The sequence below is a fragment of the bacterium genome (assembly GCA_021372535.1).
Classification (GTDB): Bacteria; Latescibacterota; Latescibacteria; order Latescibacterales; family Latescibacteraceae; genus JAFGMP01.
Genome location: JAJFUH010000183.1, coordinates 14,720 through 32,458 on the forward strand (window position 1 = coordinate 14,720; position 17,739 = coordinate 32,458).

General features: G+C 49.9%; 15 protein-coding genes. 8 read left to right on the top strand and 7 right to left on the bottom strand.

Going from position 1 to position 17,739, the window contains the following annotated elements:
* The first annotated feature begins 8 nt into the window (after positions 1-8).
* From LLG96_16090 to LLG96_16110, 5 genes are all read left to right on the top strand, one after another.
* Positions 9-1,268, top strand: a complete 1,260-nt coding sequence (locus LLG96_16090; protein ID MCE5251729.1) for an asparagine synthetase B — start codon at positions 9-11, stop codon at positions 1,266-1,268.
* A 71-nt stretch (positions 1,269-1,339) separates the two neighbouring features.
* Positions 1,340-2,338 (top strand): MoxR family ATPase, encoded by a 999-nt coding sequence (locus tag LLG96_16095; protein ID MCE5251730.1) that lies wholly within the window; start codon positions 1,340-1,342, stop codon positions 2,336-2,338.
* On the top strand, positions 2,335-3,234 hold the full coding sequence (locus LLG96_16100) for a DUF58 domain-containing protein (protein ID MCE5251731.1): 900 nt from the start codon (positions 2,335-2,337) through the stop codon (positions 3,232-3,234). Before LLG96_16095 ends, LLG96_16100 begins: the two co-directional genes overlap by 4 nt.
* Positions 3,235-3,277: 43 nt before the next feature.
* Positions 3,278-5,323, top strand: a complete 2,046-nt coding sequence (locus LLG96_16105) for a BatA domain-containing protein (protein MCE5251732.1) — start codon at positions 3,278-3,280, stop codon at positions 5,321-5,323.
* A gap of 387 nt (positions 5,324-5,710) precedes the next feature.
* Positions 5,711-6,871: a cysteine desulfurase gene (locus LLG96_16110; GenBank protein ID MCE5251733.1), complete on the top strand. Its 1,161-nt coding sequence runs from the start codon at positions 5,711-5,713 to the stop codon at positions 6,869-6,871.
* Between the two features lie 140 nt (positions 6,872-7,011).
* Here LLG96_16110 and LLG96_16115 read toward each other — a convergent pair whose 3' ends face one another.
* Positions 7,012-8,220 carry a 2,3-bisphosphoglycerate-independent phosphoglycerate mutase gene (locus LLG96_16115; protein MCE5251734.1) on the bottom strand — a complete coding sequence of 403 codons (1,209 nt, stop codon included), beginning with the start codon at positions 8,218-8,220 and terminating at the stop codon, positions 7,012-7,014.
* Positions 8,221-8,453: 233 nt separating this feature from the next.
* Between LLG96_16115 and LLG96_16120 the strand changes: the two genes are divergently transcribed.
* Positions 8,454-9,176 (top strand): TIGR00730 family Rossman fold protein, encoded by a 723-nt coding sequence (locus LLG96_16120; GenBank protein ID MCE5251735.1) that lies wholly within the window; start codon positions 8,454-8,456, stop codon positions 9,174-9,176.
* 118 nt (positions 9,177-9,294) lie between these two features.
* Here LLG96_16120 and LLG96_16125 read toward each other — a convergent pair whose 3' ends face one another.
* Complete coding sequence (locus tag LLG96_16125; protein ID MCE5251736.1) at positions 9,295-9,915, bottom strand: hypothetical protein; 621 nt, start codon at positions 9,913-9,915, stop codon at positions 9,295-9,297.
* 16 nt (positions 9,916-9,931) lie between these two features.
* The gene (locus LLG96_16130) at positions 9,932-11,227 is read right to left on the bottom strand and encodes a transglutaminase-like domain-containing protein (GenBank protein MCE5251737.1); all 1,296 of its coding nucleotides are present in this window, start codon (positions 11,225-11,227) and stop codon (positions 9,932-9,934) included.
* Between the two features lie 462 nt (positions 11,228-11,689).
* Between LLG96_16130 and LLG96_16135 the strand changes: the two genes are divergently transcribed.
* Positions 11,690-12,673: a hypothetical protein gene (locus LLG96_16135; GenBank protein MCE5251738.1), complete on the top strand. Its 984-nt coding sequence runs from the start codon at positions 11,690-11,692 to the stop codon at positions 12,671-12,673.
* A gap of 109 nt (positions 12,674-12,782) precedes the next feature.
* Here LLG96_16135 and LLG96_16140 read toward each other — a convergent pair whose 3' ends face one another.
* Positions 12,783-13,499 (bottom strand): GntR family transcriptional regulator, encoded by a 717-nt coding sequence (locus LLG96_16140; protein ID MCE5251739.1) that lies wholly within the window; start codon positions 13,497-13,499, stop codon positions 12,783-12,785.
* 342 nt (positions 13,500-13,841) lie between these two features.
* Here LLG96_16140 and LLG96_16145 point away from each other — a divergent pair, with 342 nt between their 5' ends.
* Complete coding sequence (locus LLG96_16145) at positions 13,842-14,816, top strand: aldo/keto reductase (GenBank protein MCE5251740.1); 975 nt, start codon at positions 13,842-13,844, stop codon at positions 14,814-14,816.
* Between the two features lie 422 nt (positions 14,817-15,238).
* Here LLG96_16145 and LLG96_16150 read toward each other — a convergent pair whose 3' ends face one another.
* The 3 genes from LLG96_16150 to rsxE all read right to left on the bottom strand — a co-directional run bounded on the left by LLG96_16150 (position 15,239) and on the right by rsxE (position 17,714).
* Positions 15,239-16,321, bottom strand: coding sequence for a 2Fe-2S iron-sulfur cluster binding domain-containing protein (locus LLG96_16150; GenBank protein MCE5251741.1), 1,083 nt, complete (start codon positions 16,319-16,321; stop codon positions 15,239-15,241).
* A 160-nt stretch (positions 16,322-16,481) separates the two neighbouring features.
* Positions 16,482-17,075, bottom strand: coding sequence for an NADH:ubiquinone reductase (Na(+)-transporting) subunit E (locus LLG96_16155; GenBank protein ID MCE5251742.1), 594 nt, complete (start codon positions 17,073-17,075; stop codon positions 16,482-16,484).
* 3 nt (positions 17,076-17,078) lie between these two features.
* The gene (gene rsxE / locus LLG96_16160) at positions 17,079-17,714 is read right to left on the bottom strand and encodes an electron transport complex subunit RsxE (protein MCE5251743.1); all 636 of its coding nucleotides are present in this window, start codon (positions 17,712-17,714) and stop codon (positions 17,079-17,081) included.
* Between the last annotated feature and the right edge of the window lie 25 nt (positions 17,715-17,739).

Genomic DNA, 17,739 nt, shown 5'->3' on the forward strand with positions numbered 1-17,739 from the left:
TGAAATCGATGTACTGGCTCTGTCTTCTTTTCTGTATCGCCGCGTCTCCCGCTCATGGGGATAAGATGCTCATTTTCATGGATGTTGAGCAGACCGATCATCTCAAGGCCTACGGCGTGGCGTATCATGCCATTGAAAAGGGCCTGACAGTCGAATGGCTGCTCAATTACCGCGGCGGCTCATTTCTTATCGACGTGAATCAGGAGATCGGGGAATATGCCCTTGTCCGCGGTGTGGCTTATAAAATTATCGGCCCGGCAGAGCTTGTCGAACTCGATACCACCATCGAAAATTCAAACATGTCCAAGGAGCTTCTTGAAAAGGCGCCCAAAGTGGCGGTATATACTCCACCCAACAAGCAGCCGTGGGATGACGCGGTCACTCTGGCTCTGACATATGCGGAAATTCCCTACGATACCCTCTGGGATGAGGAAGTGCTCGGGGGTAAACTTAAGGAATATGACTGGCTCCACCTCCACCACGAGGATTTCACCGGTCAGTACGGGAAGTTTTACAAGAATTTCCGCAACATCCCATGGTATATCGAGCAGCAAAAAGAATTCGAGGCCATGGCCCATAAACTCGGATTCGCGAAGGTTTCGGAAGAAAAGAAAGCGGTCGCAGAAATGATCAGGGAGTTTGTGAACGGCGGCGGGTTCCTTTTCGCCATGTGTTCCGCGACCGATACCATTGATATTGCCCTCGCCGCACACGGAGTCGATATTGTCGCTGCGGAATTCGATGGCGACCCGTACGACCCGGATTACCAGTCGAAGCTCGATTTTTCCCGAACATTCGCATTCGAAAACTTTCACCTTATCACCGATCCCATGATCTATGAGTTTTCGGATATCGATATAGAGACCGAACAGGTTTTTACCACACGCGATGTCCAGGAGCCTATGGAATATTTCGAGATTTTCGAATTCAGCGCAAAATATGATCCCGTACCGACCATGCTGACCCAGGACCATGAAAATCCTATCAAGGGTTTCATGGGGCAGACCACAGAATTCCATGAAAATCTTATCAAAAAGAATGTCGTCATCATGGGAAGAAACAGGGCCCGGAGCACTGCGCGGTACATTCACGGCAATCTCGGGGAAGGAACATTCACCTTCCTGGGCGGGCACGATCCCGAGGATTTCCGTCACTTCGTCAACGATCCGCCGACTCAGCTCTTTCTCCATAAAAATTCGGCCGGATACCGTCTCATCCTGAACAATGTGCTCTTTCCCGGAGCGAAAAAGAAGGAATTGAAGACCTGATAAAGTACCATGTTTCGCAGATTTATACAGTTTGAAGTGTGATCACAACAACCGATAGAAAAGGATATTCGATGCCTGTACATGCACCCAAAGATGACATAATGCTACTGGAGCGTCTCACCGGAGCGCAGAAAAAAATCAAGAATGAGCTGGCCAAGGTGATCGTCGGTCAGAATTCCATCATCGATAACCTCATCATCACCCTCATGTGCCGCGGCCACTGCCTGCTTGTCGGCGTACCGGGACTGGCGAAAACCCTCATGATCTCGTCGCTTGCCCGTGTTATCGACCTGACGTTCTCTCGTATTCAGTTCACGCCCGATCTTATGCCCTCCGATATTGTCGGCACCGAGGTGATCGAGGAAGACCCCCATACGGGCAGGCGGAGTTTCAGGTTCGTCAAGGGACCGGTATTCGCCAATATCATTCTTGCGGACGAGATCAACAGAACACCGCCAAAGACCCAGTCGGCGCTCCTTGAAGCTATGCAGGAACATGCCGTGACGGTTCAGGGGAATACCATGCGTCTGACCGAGCCGTTTTTTGTGCTCGCCACGCAGAATCCCATCGAGCAGGAGGGAACCTATCCGCTTCCCGAAGCACAGCTCGACCGGTTCATGTTCAACCTCTGGATCGGCTATCCCGAACGTGACGAAGAGGTGGAGATCGTGCGGCGGACGACCGGCGCAGAGGATATCGCCCCGGAGAAAATAATCGATGCCGCTGAAATCATCGAGCTTCAGGACCTCGTGCGAAGAATACCCGCCGCGGACGATGTCGTTTCCTATGCGGTTGATCTCGTGCGCAAGACCCGTCCCACCGAACCAGGTTCGCCGGAATACATCAGAGAATGGGTGAAGTGGGGCGCCGGCCCGCGTGCATCACAATACCTTATCCTCGGCGCAAAGGCCCGCGCCGCTCTCGATGGCAGGTTTGTCCCCTCGACTGATGATGTCCGCTCGGTCGCCATGCTCGTGCTCCGCCACCGGCTTGTAACGACGTTCGCCGCCGAGGCCGAGGGTGTTTTTGCGCCGGATATCGTTGAACGGCTGACAGGAGAGAAAGGGTGAACAGCACCTATCAGGAATATCTTTCGCCGGAGATTGTCAGCAGGCTGTCACGGCTCGATCTTATCGCCCGTTTCGTTGTGGAAGGGTATATTACCGGACTGCACAAGAGCCCTTACCATGGTTTTTCAGCCGAGTTCGCCGAGCACCGTCAATACATGGCGGGTGATTCGCTCCGGTATCTCGACTGGAAAGTGTACGGCAGGAGCGACCGCATGTATATCAAGCGGTTCGAGGAGGAAACCAACCTCAAGAGCCATATCATCGTGGACAGAAGCGGGTCGATGGGATTCAAAAGCCGCGGTTCCGTGACAAAATTCAGGTATGCGGGCATTATTGCCTCGGCGCTCGCCTTTCTCATGATACGGCAGCGGGACAGCGTCGGGCTTGTCTCCTTTTCCGATACCATAAAGTCGTATGTGCCGCCCCGGTCGGTACAGTCCCAACTCAAGGAAATCATAAAAGTCCTTTCGATCACGGAGCCGGACGGCCTCACAGTGACCGGCGATGTTCTTCATACCATGGCCGAGCGGATTTCCGCGCGCGGTCTCGTCATTCTCATAAGCGATCTTGTGGTCGATACCGATGAGCTGATACACGGCTTGAAACACTTCCGGCACAACGGTCATGAAGTCCTCGTTTTTCATGTGCTCGATCCCATGGAGCTGGATTTCGATTACGATACCGAGACACGGTTCATCGACATGGAGACCGGCGGGAGAATAACGACCCAGCCCTGGCATATCCGCGGTCAGTACCGTTCGATGCTCGAACAGCATCTGGCGGAGATGGTTCGCGCCATGCACGATATATCCGTCGATTATGCGCTGTTCACCACCGATGTTCCCTTCGACCGGGCGCTCTCTGAGTATCTCGCGAAACGCAAGAGACTGTATTGACGGTGTTTAAAATCTTGACTCATTTCCGGTATAGCATACAATCATGAATTTTCTCAATCCTTTTATACTTTTCGGACTCGGCGCTGCTGTTCTGCCGATCCTCATACATCTTATATCACGGCGCCGTGCGCGTGATGTCGCATTTCCGTCCATCAAGCTGCTCGAAAAGATGCGCACCGACCGTATCCGCCGTCTCAGGTTAAAACAGCTCATCGTTCTGCTCCTTCGAACCATCATCCTTATCCTTATCGTTCTTGCCTTTGCCCGGCCCGCCATCAGGAGTGTTTTCCGCCGTAACGCCCGGACTGCCGCGGTGATTGTGATCGATGGTTCGGCGAGCATGCAGTATGTTCATAACGGCGAGATTCTGTTCGACCTCGCTCTCAGAAGAGCGCGCGAGATTCTGGAAATGCTCGGCGATGATGATTCCGGCGCGGTGATTCTGTCTGCCGGCAGTCCCGATATGGTCGGCCCCGGTATGACGACTGATAAAAAGGAGCTTGTAAAGGCACTCGAAACCATTGAACCCTCCTTTACGGGAGGCGATCCCACAGCGGCTGTAACCCGCTCCGTGAGCCTTCTCAATACATCGGGCTCCCCGAATCGCGAGTTGTATTACCTTACAGACGGGGCGTCGAATGCGCTGCCTGATTCTATCGGCGCTGCGTCGAATGCGGTTCGCCTTTACCATATTCTGCTCGGGCCGGAAAAAAGAGGCGGCGCGGTCATCGATAATCTGGAACTGGTCGACCGTCTCGTAACGGCGGGCGGAAATGTCACTTTCCGGGCCTCAGGACTCGCCGGTGAAGAGGACGACAAGGTTATCATCGAGTTATTCGTCAACGGCGAGCGCAAAGGGAGAACACCGGTGGATAAACGTGCCGGCGGCGTCATAGAGGCTGATTTTTCCTATACACCGGAAAAACCCGGCTGGTATTCGGTATATGCAACTGCCGGCGATGGCCGCTTCGAATCCGGCGAAACACGGCGTCTCGTTTTGCATGTACCGCGAAAGGCGGCTGTTCTCGTTGCCGGAGGCAAGCCGGATGATCTCTATTTTCTCCAGCGTGTGCTCGATCCCGATCCCGAACGCTCAATGTTTTCTGTAAGGACCGTCCTTTCCGATGAGGTCACGCCCGATGAAATCGCCCTGGCCGATGTAATCGTGCTTTCCGGTGTTCCCTCATTGTCGGAAAATCTCTATCGTTCCCTCCGGAGCGCTGTTGTGGAACGCGGCGCAGGGCTCGTGGTGTTTCCGCCGGAGACTATGGATTCCGGACTTTATGAAAATGGCCTGTTCAGGGATATTATCCCGTTAACCGTTGAAAAGCGTGTCCTTTTACGTGATACATCAAAGGGCGGTTACACCCGTATCGACTGGTTTGACATGAATCATCCCATACTGAGGGGAGTGTCCCGCGATGGGAATTTCCGGAAACCCGATGTCCGCTCGTATGCGATGTTACAGCCTTCCGGAACCACCAATGTAATCGCCCGGTTCAGCGATGGCTCGATGGCGATCGGTGATGCACGGTCGGGAAAAGGCCGTGCCGTGGTATTCGGAATCGATGCGACCGTTTCCGGCAGCGAACTCCCCTTGACCGGAATTTTTGTGCCTCTTTTTATACGAACCATACAGTATCTTTCCGGAACATTCGTGACCGGAGAAAGCTATTCCTGCGGTGAGACGGTCGATGAAACGATTGGCGATATCACAGGCAATACTCCTGTTACTATCAAGCCGGAGGACGGCCCGGCCCGGTCTGTAACCATTGACTATACCGGTGCAGGTGCCGTTATAAAGGGCGAAACAGCCGGGAGACCCGGTTTTTACTCGGTGATTGCTGGAGGAGAGGAACTGAAGAGGTTCAGCGCCGATATCCCCCGTAACGAGCTCCTATTCCAGCGGGCGGGCAGGGAACTGATTGCCCGGGCATACAGGCATGTGAGCTGGAAGGCGCTTGACGGCTCGGGAAACCTCATGGCAACGATAACGGGCGACCGTTACGGCACCGAGTTGTTCGGGTTGTTCATTATGCTTGCGCTTGTAATTCTTGTGATCGAAATGGTGCTTTCCCGGAAACTGTGAATCCGTTTCCTCAAATTTCCGTTCTAATAATAACGACTATTGTTGCCCCGATTAATTCAATAAAAATATTTTGCCACAAAGCCATAAAGCCACAAAAAGATATAATATATTATTAATACTATCAATAATGACAATTAATCGGCCACATCAACAAGATATTGCTCCGGCGAATAAATATTGATACTAATATTTGGAATAGATGCCGAAACAAGTTCGGCATGATACAATGCTTATGTCACTGTTTAACCACCGGAGCAATAATAAAATCTGCAATAATCCATGTTCTTATAAAATTTGTGAATAGGTCGGATTAACAGGTACCGCTTTAATAATAGTAAAAGCGGATGAACGAAAACAGTCGCACATTGAAATCTCGTGAGGTGTGCTATGTCAGATATATACCTTGATAATGCTGCGGGGACACGGCTGCTCGAAGAGGTATTCGAGGAGATGACCCCGTTTTTTACCGGCGATTACGGCAACCCGTCGAGCATCCACCGTATGGGAGTAAAACCGAAAGAAGCCCTCAATACTGCCCGTGAGCGTGTCGCTTCAATGATAGGGGCCGATCCCGGAGAAATCTATTTTACCTCGTGCGGTTCCGAGTCGAACAACCTGGCGGTCAAGGGCACTGCATGGGCCTCGACAAAAAAGGGGCGTCATATCGTAGTTTCCGCAATAGAACACCAGTCGGTGCTCTATGCTGCGCGGGCTCTGACACGGCTTGGCTGGGAAGTGACCACGACAGGAGTCGACAGCAGGGGATTCGTCAATCCTTCCGATGTGGCGAGCGCCATCAGGGAGGATACGGTGCTCGTGTCGGTGATCCATGCATCCAACGAAATCGGCACCATCGAGCCGATACAGGAAATCGCCGCCGCAGCACGTGAAAAAGGAGTGCCCGTTCATACCGATGCAGTCATGACTGCCGGAGTCATCCCCATCGATGTTAATGACCTGGGTGTCGACATGCTGACGGTTTCAGCAAACAGTTTCGGCGGGCCGAAGGGAGTCTCCGCGCTTTATATCCGTAAAGGTGTCCGTGTGTTTTCACTGATCGACGGCGGTATTCAGGAACGCGGGAGACGGGCGGGTACGGAGAATGTGCCAGCGATTGCCGGTTTCGGAAAAGCTGCCGAAATAGCGATTCGTGAAATGGAGTCGCGGGTCGCTGCGGTTACAAGGCTCAGGGACAGGCTCATGGCCGGGCTCGAACAGGCGATTCCGAAACTGGTCGTGAACGGCGACCGTACGAAACGCCTTCCGGGGAATGTTCATGTCAGCATCGAGGCTATCGAAGGCGAATCGATGATATACAGCCTTGCCGGAAAGGGTATCATGGCCGCGTCTGGTTCCTCCTGCGCCGACAAGGCGCTCAAAAGTTCGCATGTCCTTTCCGCCATAGGACTCGATCCGGCGCTGGCGAACGCCTCGATTCTGTTCTCGCTCGGCTTCGATAACACCGATGAGGATGTCGACCGGGTACTCGAAATACTGCCGCCGATTGTCGCACGGCTCAGGAGCATGTCGCCGCTCTGGAACGGGTAAGTCGCATCGATTCCGTAAAACAGGCCAGTTATCGTGTTCTGTAAATGATATAAAATAAAAGTAGTATAGAAGATTGCATTATAGGGAAAAAAGGGGGCTGTCAGCGCCCCCTTTTTCATACTGTATGGAATTCAGCGGATTTACGCCCCGAATTTCGTGTTTTTCCCTGCAGCGGCGAGGAGCTCGTTGATCAGGTAACGGGCTTCGAACCGCCCGAGTCCGCCGTTGATTGCGGCGTTTTCCCCGAATGCAGCCACACGGTCAGGACGGATATATTTCCCGGCGATCAGCACCGGTACGGGATGCCATGAGTGGGCTTTATAGACGGCCGGAGTGGAATGATCACCCGTAACCGCAATCACATCCGGCTTGAGATCGAGAATACAGGGAAGGGCCTTATCAAACTCTTCTATGCAGGCGACTTTACGGTCGAAATCGCCGTCCTCGCCTGCCGAATCGGTATGTTTATAGTGGAAGAAGAAGAAATCGTGTTGTCCCCATACGTTTTTAAGGACATCGATCTTCGATGCGAAATCCTTGATTCCCTCGGTATACACCTTCATGCCGATAAACCGGGCAACGCCGCGGTACATGGGGTAGAGGGCGATGCAGGCTGGGTTGAGGCCATATATCTCCTGGTAGATCGGAATATCGGGATAGTTGCACCAGCCGCGCGTCAGGATGCCGTTGGCAGGTGATTCTCCCTTGAGAACCTCATAAACTCCTTCGAGCCAATTGTTGGCGATTTCAGCCATCTTATGGGATTCGCCGCTGTCGGATGGTGCGGCTTTCAGAGGAGGGACACCCAGACGCTGGGGGTCGGTATCGTGAAGATTGCCCGCGAGCCCTTCCTTGCGGAAAACCGCGACGCCCCGGTGTTCCTTGACAGTCTCGACAAATACCTGAATCCCGGGTACGGTAACGCTACGCATTTTTTCGACGAGTTTACGGTTGACATCCGTGGAAATCCTCCCCGCGCGCCGGTCGGTGATGTTTCCGTTTCCGTCGAGGGTGCAGAAGTTAAAACGGGTGGCAACATCATTCTGCTGGAGATCGAATCCGATACCTGCCGCTTCGAGAGCACCGCGTCCGATAAGGAATGTCAGCGGATCATATCCGAAAAGTCCCAGGTGTCCCGGGCCGCTTCCCGGAGTGATTCCGCGCCTGACCGGGTCGATGAGGCCGGAGGCTCCGCGTGCGGCAAGGGCATCGAGATTCGGAGTCGAGGCAGCCTCGAGCTCGGTCAGCCCTTTCGGGCCGGGTAAGCCGCCAAGACCATCCATAACCATGAGGAGTATTTTAGTGTCGGTTTTTACCTTCAGCTCGGATAAAAGATTAATATTATGCATTATCTCTCCCTTGTAAGAAATTCCTCTGTTATAAAAATCATGAATAATAATATAGGAAAAAAAAACATCGCAATCAAGTTTCATAAGCAGACTCTGGGTGTATGGGATGAAAACAAATTCCCCGATATCCGGTCAGGCTTGTTTTTTATCGACACTCCGGGGCTTCTTGACTTGACTCCGGTAATGACCTGTGTTATTTTTTCAAACACACTCGTTGAACAAAGGAGAAACAGGTGAAGATATCGTATAAAAATAATGTCCAGAAGAGGATTTCCAACGATCACGAGCTTCTTTCATCAAAACGGGATGAATCGATTGATTTCACCGATTCTGATCCATGGAGGGTTTTAAGGATTCAGGCGGAATTTGTTGAGGGTTTCGACGCGCTTTCGAAAATCGGTCCGGCGGTATCGATATTCGGCTCAGCCAGAACTCTTCCCGGAACTCCGTATTACGAAGCAGCCCGCGCAACAGGGCGATTACTCGTCCAGAACGGTATTGCCGTAATAACCGGCGGCGGGCCCGGCATTATGGAAGCGGGAAACCGTGGAGCCGAAGAAGCGGGTGGCGTCTCGATCGGACTCAATATCGAGCTTCCGAAGGAACAGGATCCGAATCCCTATCAGAACATGTCATTGGAATTCCGTTATTTCTTCGTCCGAAAAATGATGTTTGTCAAGTATTCGCTCGGTTATGTCATATTTCCCGGAGGTTTCGGAACACTCGATGAAATGTTCGAAGCGCTCACACTCTCACAAAACGGGAAAATCACTCCTTTTCCGGTGGTATTGTACGGGTATGATTACTGGGGCAGGATGCTCGACTGGATAAAAGTAAACATGCTCGGTGAAAAGTACATTGATCGTGACGATCTCGATCTGTTTATCGTTACCGATGAGGTTGAAGAGGCTGCGCACTATATAATATTCAAAGTTAAAGAGCTCGGACTTTTATAGAAATAGAGCCGTGTCACCCTGAATTTATTTCAGGGTCTATTGCAGACTTTATTACTTCACCGAACGCAACTTGATAGTACACCGATAAACCGGATTCATTAAAATAGTCCGAGAAGCTCTACTTTTTTTTCAAATAGAAATTCAATCCGAAAATGCAGTGAAATTCCCTTGATACGATTGTTTTTCCATATTTGCATTCAAGAAAAAATGATCTGTTGCGTTCCATATAGTATTCTAAACCTGAAGTAACAAATGATTCGAACGTGTTTTCTTTCGTTTCTTCTTTTCTGTCAATACCGTTTTCGGTAATCTTCTCCTCGCTGTATACTCCCATGTAACTCAGGGAAAATCCACCGAATATATTCATGCGGTGATAAAATGGAATCTGATAGGTTATACTTTCTTCCAGTCCAAAAACAGTCTTGTCCATATTTTTTTTAGTAGCTTCCCAGAAATGAATCTGTGATGTAAGCTGAAAATACGGGTGAAAGAAAATCTGACTTATTCGGGCGCCGCAATCAACTCCTGTGTCAAGATGTTTGGTGAAGACAAAACCCGACTGAATACCGAATTTTACCACATTTCCCGGCATGAATGTATTATAGACAGGGAACTCGCTGATCCGAATGCTGTCTTTCTTTGCCTCGTAACCCCATGATAGAGCAGATAATTGCACAATTCCGGCGATTATGAGAATAAACACTCGTATCATGGGGAAAGCGCAGGTGCGGTTTTTCATGGTTCCTTCCCTACGGCTACGTTTTGAGAACATCTCCAATCAAAACGAGACCGGACACTCCTGTTATTATGGCGCATATAATAAAACCAGCCATTACGAGTGTTTTAATCATGCAGAGTTTCGGTAGCGCAAACGGCGCATAGAGCAGAGTCGGATAGTGGAGAAAATGCCCGACTCTCGAGTATTCTTTGTTTCTTGGATAACCGAATTTATAGGCGAGAACGACGTCTCCGGTGAAGTACCCTTTATTGCCGTTGTAAAATGACGTGTGTGGTCTCGGGTCGAGTGATCGTGTCGAATGGTTGTAGGTCAGTACGGTTTCGTCGGTGAATTTATCGAGATCGAACATTTTTTTAATTTCGAGCGTATCGAGAAGACGGCCCGAGGAGGTTTTGATATTCGCTGCTCGCGACATGGGATCGACGAAATACCATTTTGCCTGTATGGGGTCCCAGCTTTCGCAGAAGTAGTGGCCGGTGAGCTTGAGCGGGCCGAATTTTCCTGCGAGGTCGACAAGCCGTGTTTTAATACCTGCGGCGTTCGCGAACAAATAATAGGCAAGCGCCCAATTTTCGCACCATCCCTTGCCTGTTCCGCCGCTCAGCATTTCATACGTTTCAAGCGGCGAAGCATCCTGAACCTTGTCAGAGGGTGTGCCGCCTGATTCTTCGATTTTTTCCATGACAAAACGAAAAACCTGTTCTGACCGTTCCAGGACAGGTCCGTACATACTGACCGCGTTTCCCATGATGCTCCGCGCCTCGATGATTTCGGGATTTTTATCCGTCAGCCCTGTCCATTCATCGAGAGAATACGGTTCAGTTATGCTGAATGGTATGCTCGAATAGGGCGAATAATAATTGTCAGGCCATGACAGCCCTTGTTTAGTATAGTTTTCCTTCGGATAGAACGAAATGTTGATAACTATTTCCTTGAGAAGTTTCACGTCTTCAGGAATAAAAACATATGTTTCGCTTGATGGCTTGTCCGAAAACTGGATTTCGGGATATACGTCACGCGATACTTCACGTCTTTCCTCTGCGGTGAGTATTTTCCATGCTTCGGTCTGGAACGGGGGAGTGAATTCGAATCTCAGCTTACGGGGACCAACGAGCTTAATCGATTTTATAGCGTGTACCTCGGCAACATTATATATTTCCCCTTCGGAAGCCTGACGGCTGTTGAAATCGAATATACGCCATCTCGGGTCCTGGTAGCTTTTAACGAATATATACGAGAGCCCCGAAAAAAACAGGATAGTCAGAATTCCCGAAAGTATTACTATGCGAACGGTCTTTTTTGATGGAGTCATAACATTTCTCCTTTTCGAAGAAACCATTTTCACGGTATTTACAAAAAACAGGAAATAACTGTATATATGTATGATATAGTATACACAATTTTTTATTTTTAGCCAAATTGTAAAAAAGATTCATGGGAAGTACACAATTACTTTTTCAACCGTAAAAATGTCATTTTTATCCATGTGTTGACGTTATATACTTAAGGTATACGCGAGTCGTTCTTTATGTTGGGGGAACAAAATATTCTGGATATTCAATGAGTGCATAATACTTATGAATTAGATGTTTTTTTCTTTTATAGTGTCATTCCCGTGAAAACGGGAATCCATCATCCCGTGCTCTTGACAGAATGATGTAAATATTGGATTCCCAATTCACTTCGTTCTTGGGAATGACAATACTCATAAAATAAATCAGTGATTATGAGCTTATTGAATAACCCAAGAATTTTCTTATAACGGAGGTATTTCATGACCGGATATGAGCTTGTCAGGAAGGCAATCGAGTTTGATAAACCTGAAAGGCTGCCCTTTTTTCAGCGTGTGTATCCGAAAGCACCCGATGATGTATGCGATTCATGGGAAATGGACCGTCAGAAAGCCGGCTGGTTTTTCGATATACCGGAACTCGATGACTGGGGATGCCAATGGCAGGTGACGGAAGTGAAAAACATGGGACAGGTTGTAAAAGGTCCTCTTGAAGACTGGTCGAAGCTCGACAGCTATATTCCTCCCGATCCGACAGATCCGTTCTATTTCGAACGGGCCGAAAAGGAAATCGCCGACCCCCGTGACCGGTATGTCTGCCTTACCAGTCATTTCAATCTCTTTGAACGTCTCCATATGCTCCATGGGTTTACCCGGACTCTCATGGATTTCTATGATGCACCGGAAAAAATCGAACGGGTGCTCGACATGATTCTCGATTTTAAACTCCGCCAGATCGATGAGGTTCACCGTCGTTTCGGCGACCGTGTGCACGGTGTCTTTCTCACCGACGACTGGGGGACGCAGAATGCACCCTTCATTTCACCCGGGTTGTTCGATGATTTCTTTTTCGAGCGGTATCGCACGCTGGTCAGCGCATATCATGGCCACGGTTACCATTTCATTCTTCATTCATGCGGCCGTATCAACGATCTGGTGGACCGGTTTATCGATGCGGGTGTCGATGTCATGAACATGCAGCAGCCGCGGGCATACGGCATCGAGGAGATCGGGCGCCGTTTCGCCGGTCGGATAGCCTTTCTCACCACAGTGGACATTCAGGCGACACTCCCCGCCGGCAATCCTGTCGCCATCCGAGAAGAAGCCCACGCCCTCGTTAAAAACTGGGGAACACCCAATGGCGGATTTATCGTGTTCAATTACGGTGACGGCGAGGGAATCAATGTGGATGATTCGGTCAGCTCGATCATGTTCGAGGCATTCATGGAAGCCATGTGGCTCAGGTAACCAAGCAGGTTTATGTTTATTCATCTCACCGACGGAATAATCAGGCGTCCTGTGTTTCGGCATTATTCGGCGGAGAAGTTGCGCAGGGCTTTTTTGATTGTCGATGTTATTATCCCCGCTCAACCGACAGCCTGAATATCCATGGTGCGAAGTATTCGCGCGACATCAGAACCGGTGTATTATCTTCCGTACGGGCAATACCCTCGAAAAAGAAAATGTGCGATGAAGGATCGATTTCGAGCTTTTCCGCCACACTTTTGACATTGTGAAGGGGAATAAGAATTGATTTTGATCTGACCAGCTCAATTCCGCAGTTGTATTTGAGGTGTTCGATAAGGGAAAAGTTATCATCCCCCTGCCGATCGGGATACTTGGTCAGAACCCACGCGGGAACGGTGTCGATCGTGTATGCAACCGGCTGTCCGTTGGCTGTCCGGACCCGCTCGATCCGGATGATTTTCGATCCCGGATTAATTTCGAGCCGCTCCATATCATCGGGGAAAACATTCTCGGTTCTGACTTTCATGGTTTTTGTGCCGGGCATGAATCCGAGAGACTCGACCATTTCGGTGATACTTCGCGGAATAGAGATGTTGAGAGTGAGGGACGGTTTTCTGGCTGTAATGAAGGTCCCGAGGCCGTGGATACGGTTTATGATGCCTTCACCCTCGAGCTGATTGAGTGCTTCTCTGAGCGTCGCCCGTGACACACCGAACTGCTTTGCCAGAACCGGCTCGGTCGGAAGACGGTCACCGTCCACATACTCACCTGAAAAAATGGAATCACGGAGTCGCTCGGCAACGGAGATGTAAAGCGGCTTGTTCATTAAGACGCCCTGTCAAAATAAAATCCTTGAAAAAAACCATAAATTTGGATATAGAGTTTTAAATTATTTAAATATGTTATTTTCAATAATATACAGAAGTAAATATAGCAGCGATAGCCATATTTGTCAAGCACCGTTGCCTAAAAACCGATGATCGAATTTTCCGGAAGGAGAGAAACATAAGATTATTCAAACGGGATAATCTAAAAAGATTACATTATTAGTAAAAACACTAGAATTGTTTTTGATATGGGAAACAACCCCATATATTACCTTAGCAGGATTACCATATCGGATGTACGGCAACTGAATGAATCATTTACATAAACAACGGAGAATCATATGAGCCCGAACGTAACGAGACGAAACTTTCTCACAAGCAGTGTGGCCGGAATAGGATTGACCACTCTAGGAAGTTCCGGCGGGACAACAAATGCTGCCCCCCGGTCTGCAATGCCGTTACGGCCGCTGGGGAAGACCGGTCAAATGGTTTCCCTCCTGGCATTTGGCGGCGGTTCCCGCTATGCCGACATACTCAAGGATGAGGACGAGGCGGAACGCATGATAAACCGTGCCATAGAACTCGGAGTGAATTACTTCGATACAGCTTTCGATTACGGCGAGGATCAGAAGAGCCAGAAGCGTTACGGCAAATACCTCACACCTTCCTATCGCTCCAGAATCTTTCTTTCCAGCAAATCGAGCAAGCGGGATGCCGATGGATATCTTCGGGAAGTCGAGCAGTCACTCAAGAATTTGAACACCGATCACATCGACCTCCTGCATTTCCACGGAGTGGACGAGCAGGAGGATTTCAACAAGCTTACCGCTTCTGACGGGGCTGTTGGCGCTGCCCGGAAGCTCGTGGAAGAAAAAGTGATACGCTTTATCGGATGGTCGACCCACAGGAATGCCGATGTTCATATCGCCGCGATTGACCGCATCGGACCCGATGTTATGATGTTCCCGTGCAACGCGGCGCGCGAACAGGAGCTCCTGCAGCGGGTATTGCCCTACGCACTCGGAAAAGGTGTGGGGGTGATGGCAATGAAAACCACGGCGCAGGATAAGCTTATCGGCAAGGGCGGCGCAACGGCTCCCGAGCTGGTGCGCTACGCCATGGGGTTGCCGGTAAGCGGCACAGTGGTCGGCATGCCGAGCATGCAGGTTCTGGAATCGTGCTGTGCTATCGCACGTTCGTTTAAGCCCATGAGCGACGAGGAAAAAACCGTATTGGAAAAGAAAGTAGCCGCGGCTCCCACTGATGGTTCGCTCTATTATCTCTGTCCCGGGTATCGTGACGGCAGATCGGTCTGAGCGCGTGTATAATCATCTTGTTATTCAATGGGCTCATAATCACTAATTTATTGTACGAGTATTGTCATTCTCAAGAACGAAGTGAATTGGGAATCCAGTATTAACATCTCTCTGTCATGAGTTTTGATGGATTCCCGTTTTCACGGGAATGACACTTTATCGTGTAAGATATCTCATTATTAATCGGAACAGGAAAACCGAAAAGCAGAGAAAATGTGTATCAACGATATAATAATTGTATATTATTAAACTCTATCCTCTATGATTTTTCTATAAGTGTCTCCTCAAATTCATATTATACCATATTGTATCATTAATGTTTGTATTTAATAATACTTACAAATTATTCACATTCGCGTAAATCCGCCTGATCCGCGAAAATCCGCATTCTATTCATAATAATCAGGATTGACAGTGATTACTCAGAACTCGTCGAAATAAATCCGGTTCTCGTCGATGCCGAGCTTTTTGAGGAGAAGCTTCGAGTAGTGGAGCATTGCAGGGGGGCCGCACATGTATGCTTCCCAGTTCGAGACATCGGTCAGAGAGCGCTCCATCACCTCGGTGATGAGGCCGGTCTCGCCTTTCCAGCCATCGGCGCCGGTCGATTCGTTGACAGCGGGTATATGTCTGAAATTCTTGAGATTCTTCCCGATTTCCCCGTAATATTCCGTTAAATAGATATCCTTCGGCGCCCGACCGCCATAGAAGCTTATAATCCTGCGGTCTGATTGCTTTTCGCTCAGGTAGGTGACAATCGACCGTATGGGTGCGCTGCCCGAGCCGCCGGCGACACAGACCATGGGATCGTTCGTTTCCTCGCGGAGGAAGAATTCACCGTAAGGCCCGGTGAGATATATCTGGTCGCCGACCCTGAGTTTGTTGAACATGTACGTTGTACAAAGTCCGCCCGGAACGAGGCGTACGATAAGCTCGACGATATTTTTCGCGTTGGGGCTCGATGCGATCGAGTATGCCCGTTCCTCGCCGGCTTTTGGGATACGGAACTGGACGAACTGTCCGGGCTTGAATGTGATTTCATTCGGTTCGATGAGTCTGAAGCGGTACATCCGCGTGTCATGGCTCAGCGGGGTTATGGATTCCACTGTGGTGAGGAATTCCTTGACGAGGAAGTATTCCTCGGGAATGAGAATCTCGGTATCCTTTTTGACCTTGACCTGGCAGAGGAGGCGCGTATGGTTGGCGAGCTCCTCTTTATCCATGAACGGACGCTCGGTCGGCAGAAGAGGGCCGACATCGGTTACGACTCGTCCTTTGCAGAGGCCGCAGGTTGCCTTGCCGCCGCAGGCCGAGGGAATGAAAATCCTGTTCGCCGACAGATAGGACATGATTGTCGAGCCGCCGCGGATGGTGAATTCCTTTTCACTGTTGATGATGAGTCTGCACTCGCCGTAATCGGCAAGGAACTTATCCGCCAAGACAAGCATAATACCCAGAATAAGGCTTATCAGAGAAAGAACTAATATCGGAGTCAGGAGCGCCACTAAAGCCAATTCCCCCTTAAAAAGTGTTGTGATAAACACCATTTACGTGGATATAAGCTGTCAAGGACGGCACGAAGTGCCGGTTTACATGCCCTTGACAGCAACAAAACAACACATTTCGTCATGGGGCTCGTGAAAAATATACTTTTTCACAGCCCTCTTACAGATTGATTATTCCCGCAAAACCCATGAATGCCATTGCCATGATACCGGCGATGATCATGGTGATACCCGGCCCCTGAAGGCCCTTCGGTATCGCTGAAAACTGCAATTTCTGCCGTATACCCGCCATAGCTATGATCGCAAGGGTCCAGCCGATTCCGCTCCCGAGGGCGAATGCCAGGCTCTGGAGGTAGTTGTAATTCCGCAGAACCGACAAAAGCGATACGCCGAGAATTGCACAGTTCACCGTAATGAGCGGGAGGAACACCCCAAGCGAGACATAAAGGATGGGGGAGTACCGGTCGATGAAGATTTCGACGATCTGGACAAAAGTTGCGATCACCATGATAAACACGAGGAACGATAGATATTCCACATGGAGCGGAACGAGAACAAGGTGGTAGAGCGGCCAGTTCAGACCCATGGTCATGAACATGACGAAAATGACTGCCATACCCATGCCGAACGCTGTCGGAATCTCCTTTGATACGGCGACAAATGGGCAAATTCCCAGGAAGTAAGTCAGCACGACATTCTGGGTGAATATACTTGCGAAAAAGATTATGAACAGGTTGAGAAAATCGAGCTCCATGGATTAACTCTCCTTCGATATCGTCCTGAGCAGCCAGATATAGAGGCCGAGCACAAAAAACGCTCCGGGCGCGAGAATCATGATAACCCACTGTGTCCACCAGTCGCCTAAAACAGTGAACCCGAAAAACGTGCCGAATCCGAGCATTTCCCTGATCGTCGCCAGCATGAGGAGCGAAAAACCGTAGCCGCTCGATACCGCCAGCGCATCGACCATTGAGGGGAGTACAGGATTCGAGATTGCGAACGCCTCGGCGCGTCCCATCACGATGCAGTTGGTGATGATGAGTCCCACATACGGGCCGAGCGCTTTTGAAATCGCCGGATAATATGCCTTCAGCACCTGGTCGACGACGATAGTGAAAGTCGATATCACCATCATGAACACGGCCATCCTCACCCGAGACGGGATAATACTTCGCATGGCGCTGATGATCGTGGATGAGGCTACGAGCACAAAAATGACACCGAGCGACATGGCAACCGAGTTGCGGAGATTGTTGGTGACCGCAAGGGTCGAGCACAGGCCGAGCATCATACGGAAACTGGCATTGTTCGTCCAGAACCCGTCATAAAATATTTTCCACTCTCTCGACTGTTTTAATCCCACTGTCTCAAGCCCATCCTTTATAGATACCATCAAATCAATTCATGATGATATTCGT

What these genes read in the sequence shown, in the direction of transcription:
- LLG96_16155 (MCE5251742.1), bottom strand. Translation starts at nt 17,075, where the DNA reads ATGGAGCTCGATTTTCTCAACCTGTTCATAATCTTTTTCGCAAGTATA.
- LLG96_16125 (MCE5251736.1), bottom strand. Translation starts at nt 9,915, where the DNA reads ATGAAAAACCGCACCTGCGCTTTCCCCATGATACGAGTGTTTATTCTC.
- LLG96_16145 (MCE5251740.1), top strand. Translation starts at nt 13,842, where the DNA reads ATGAGCCCGAACGTAACGAGACGAAACTTTCTCACAAGCAGTGTGGCC.
- LLG96_16115 (MCE5251734.1), bottom strand. Translation starts at nt 8,220, where the DNA reads ATGCATAATATTAATCTTTTATCCGAGCTGAAGGTAAAAACCGACACT.
- LLG96_16110 (MCE5251733.1), top strand. Translation starts at nt 5,711, where the DNA reads ATGTCAGATATATACCTTGATAATGCTGCGGGGACACGGCTGCTCGAA.
- LLG96_16130 (MCE5251737.1), bottom strand. Translation starts at nt 11,227, where the DNA reads ATGACTCCATCAAAAAAGACCGTTCGCATAGTAATACTTTCGGGAATT.
- LLG96_16135 (MCE5251738.1), top strand. Translation starts at nt 11,690, where the DNA reads ATGACCGGATATGAGCTTGTCAGGAAGGCAATCGAGTTTGATAAACCT.
- LLG96_16105 (MCE5251732.1), top strand. Translation starts at nt 3,278, where the DNA reads ATGAATTTTCTCAATCCTTTTATACTTTTCGGACTCGGCGCTGCTGTT.
- LLG96_16090 (MCE5251729.1), top strand. Translation starts at nt 9, where the DNA reads ATGTACTGGCTCTGTCTTCTTTTCTGTATCGCCGCGTCTCCCGCTCAT.
- rsxE (MCE5251743.1), bottom strand. Translation starts at nt 17,714, where the DNA reads ATGGTATCTATAAAGGATGGGCTTGAGACAGTGGGATTAAAACAGTCG.
- LLG96_16095 (MCE5251730.1), top strand. Translation starts at nt 1,340, where the DNA reads ATGCCTGTACATGCACCCAAAGATGACATAATGCTACTGGAGCGTCTC.
- LLG96_16140 (MCE5251739.1), bottom strand. Translation starts at nt 13,499, where the DNA reads ATGAACAAGCCGCTTTACATCTCCGTTGCCGAGCGACTCCGTGATTCC.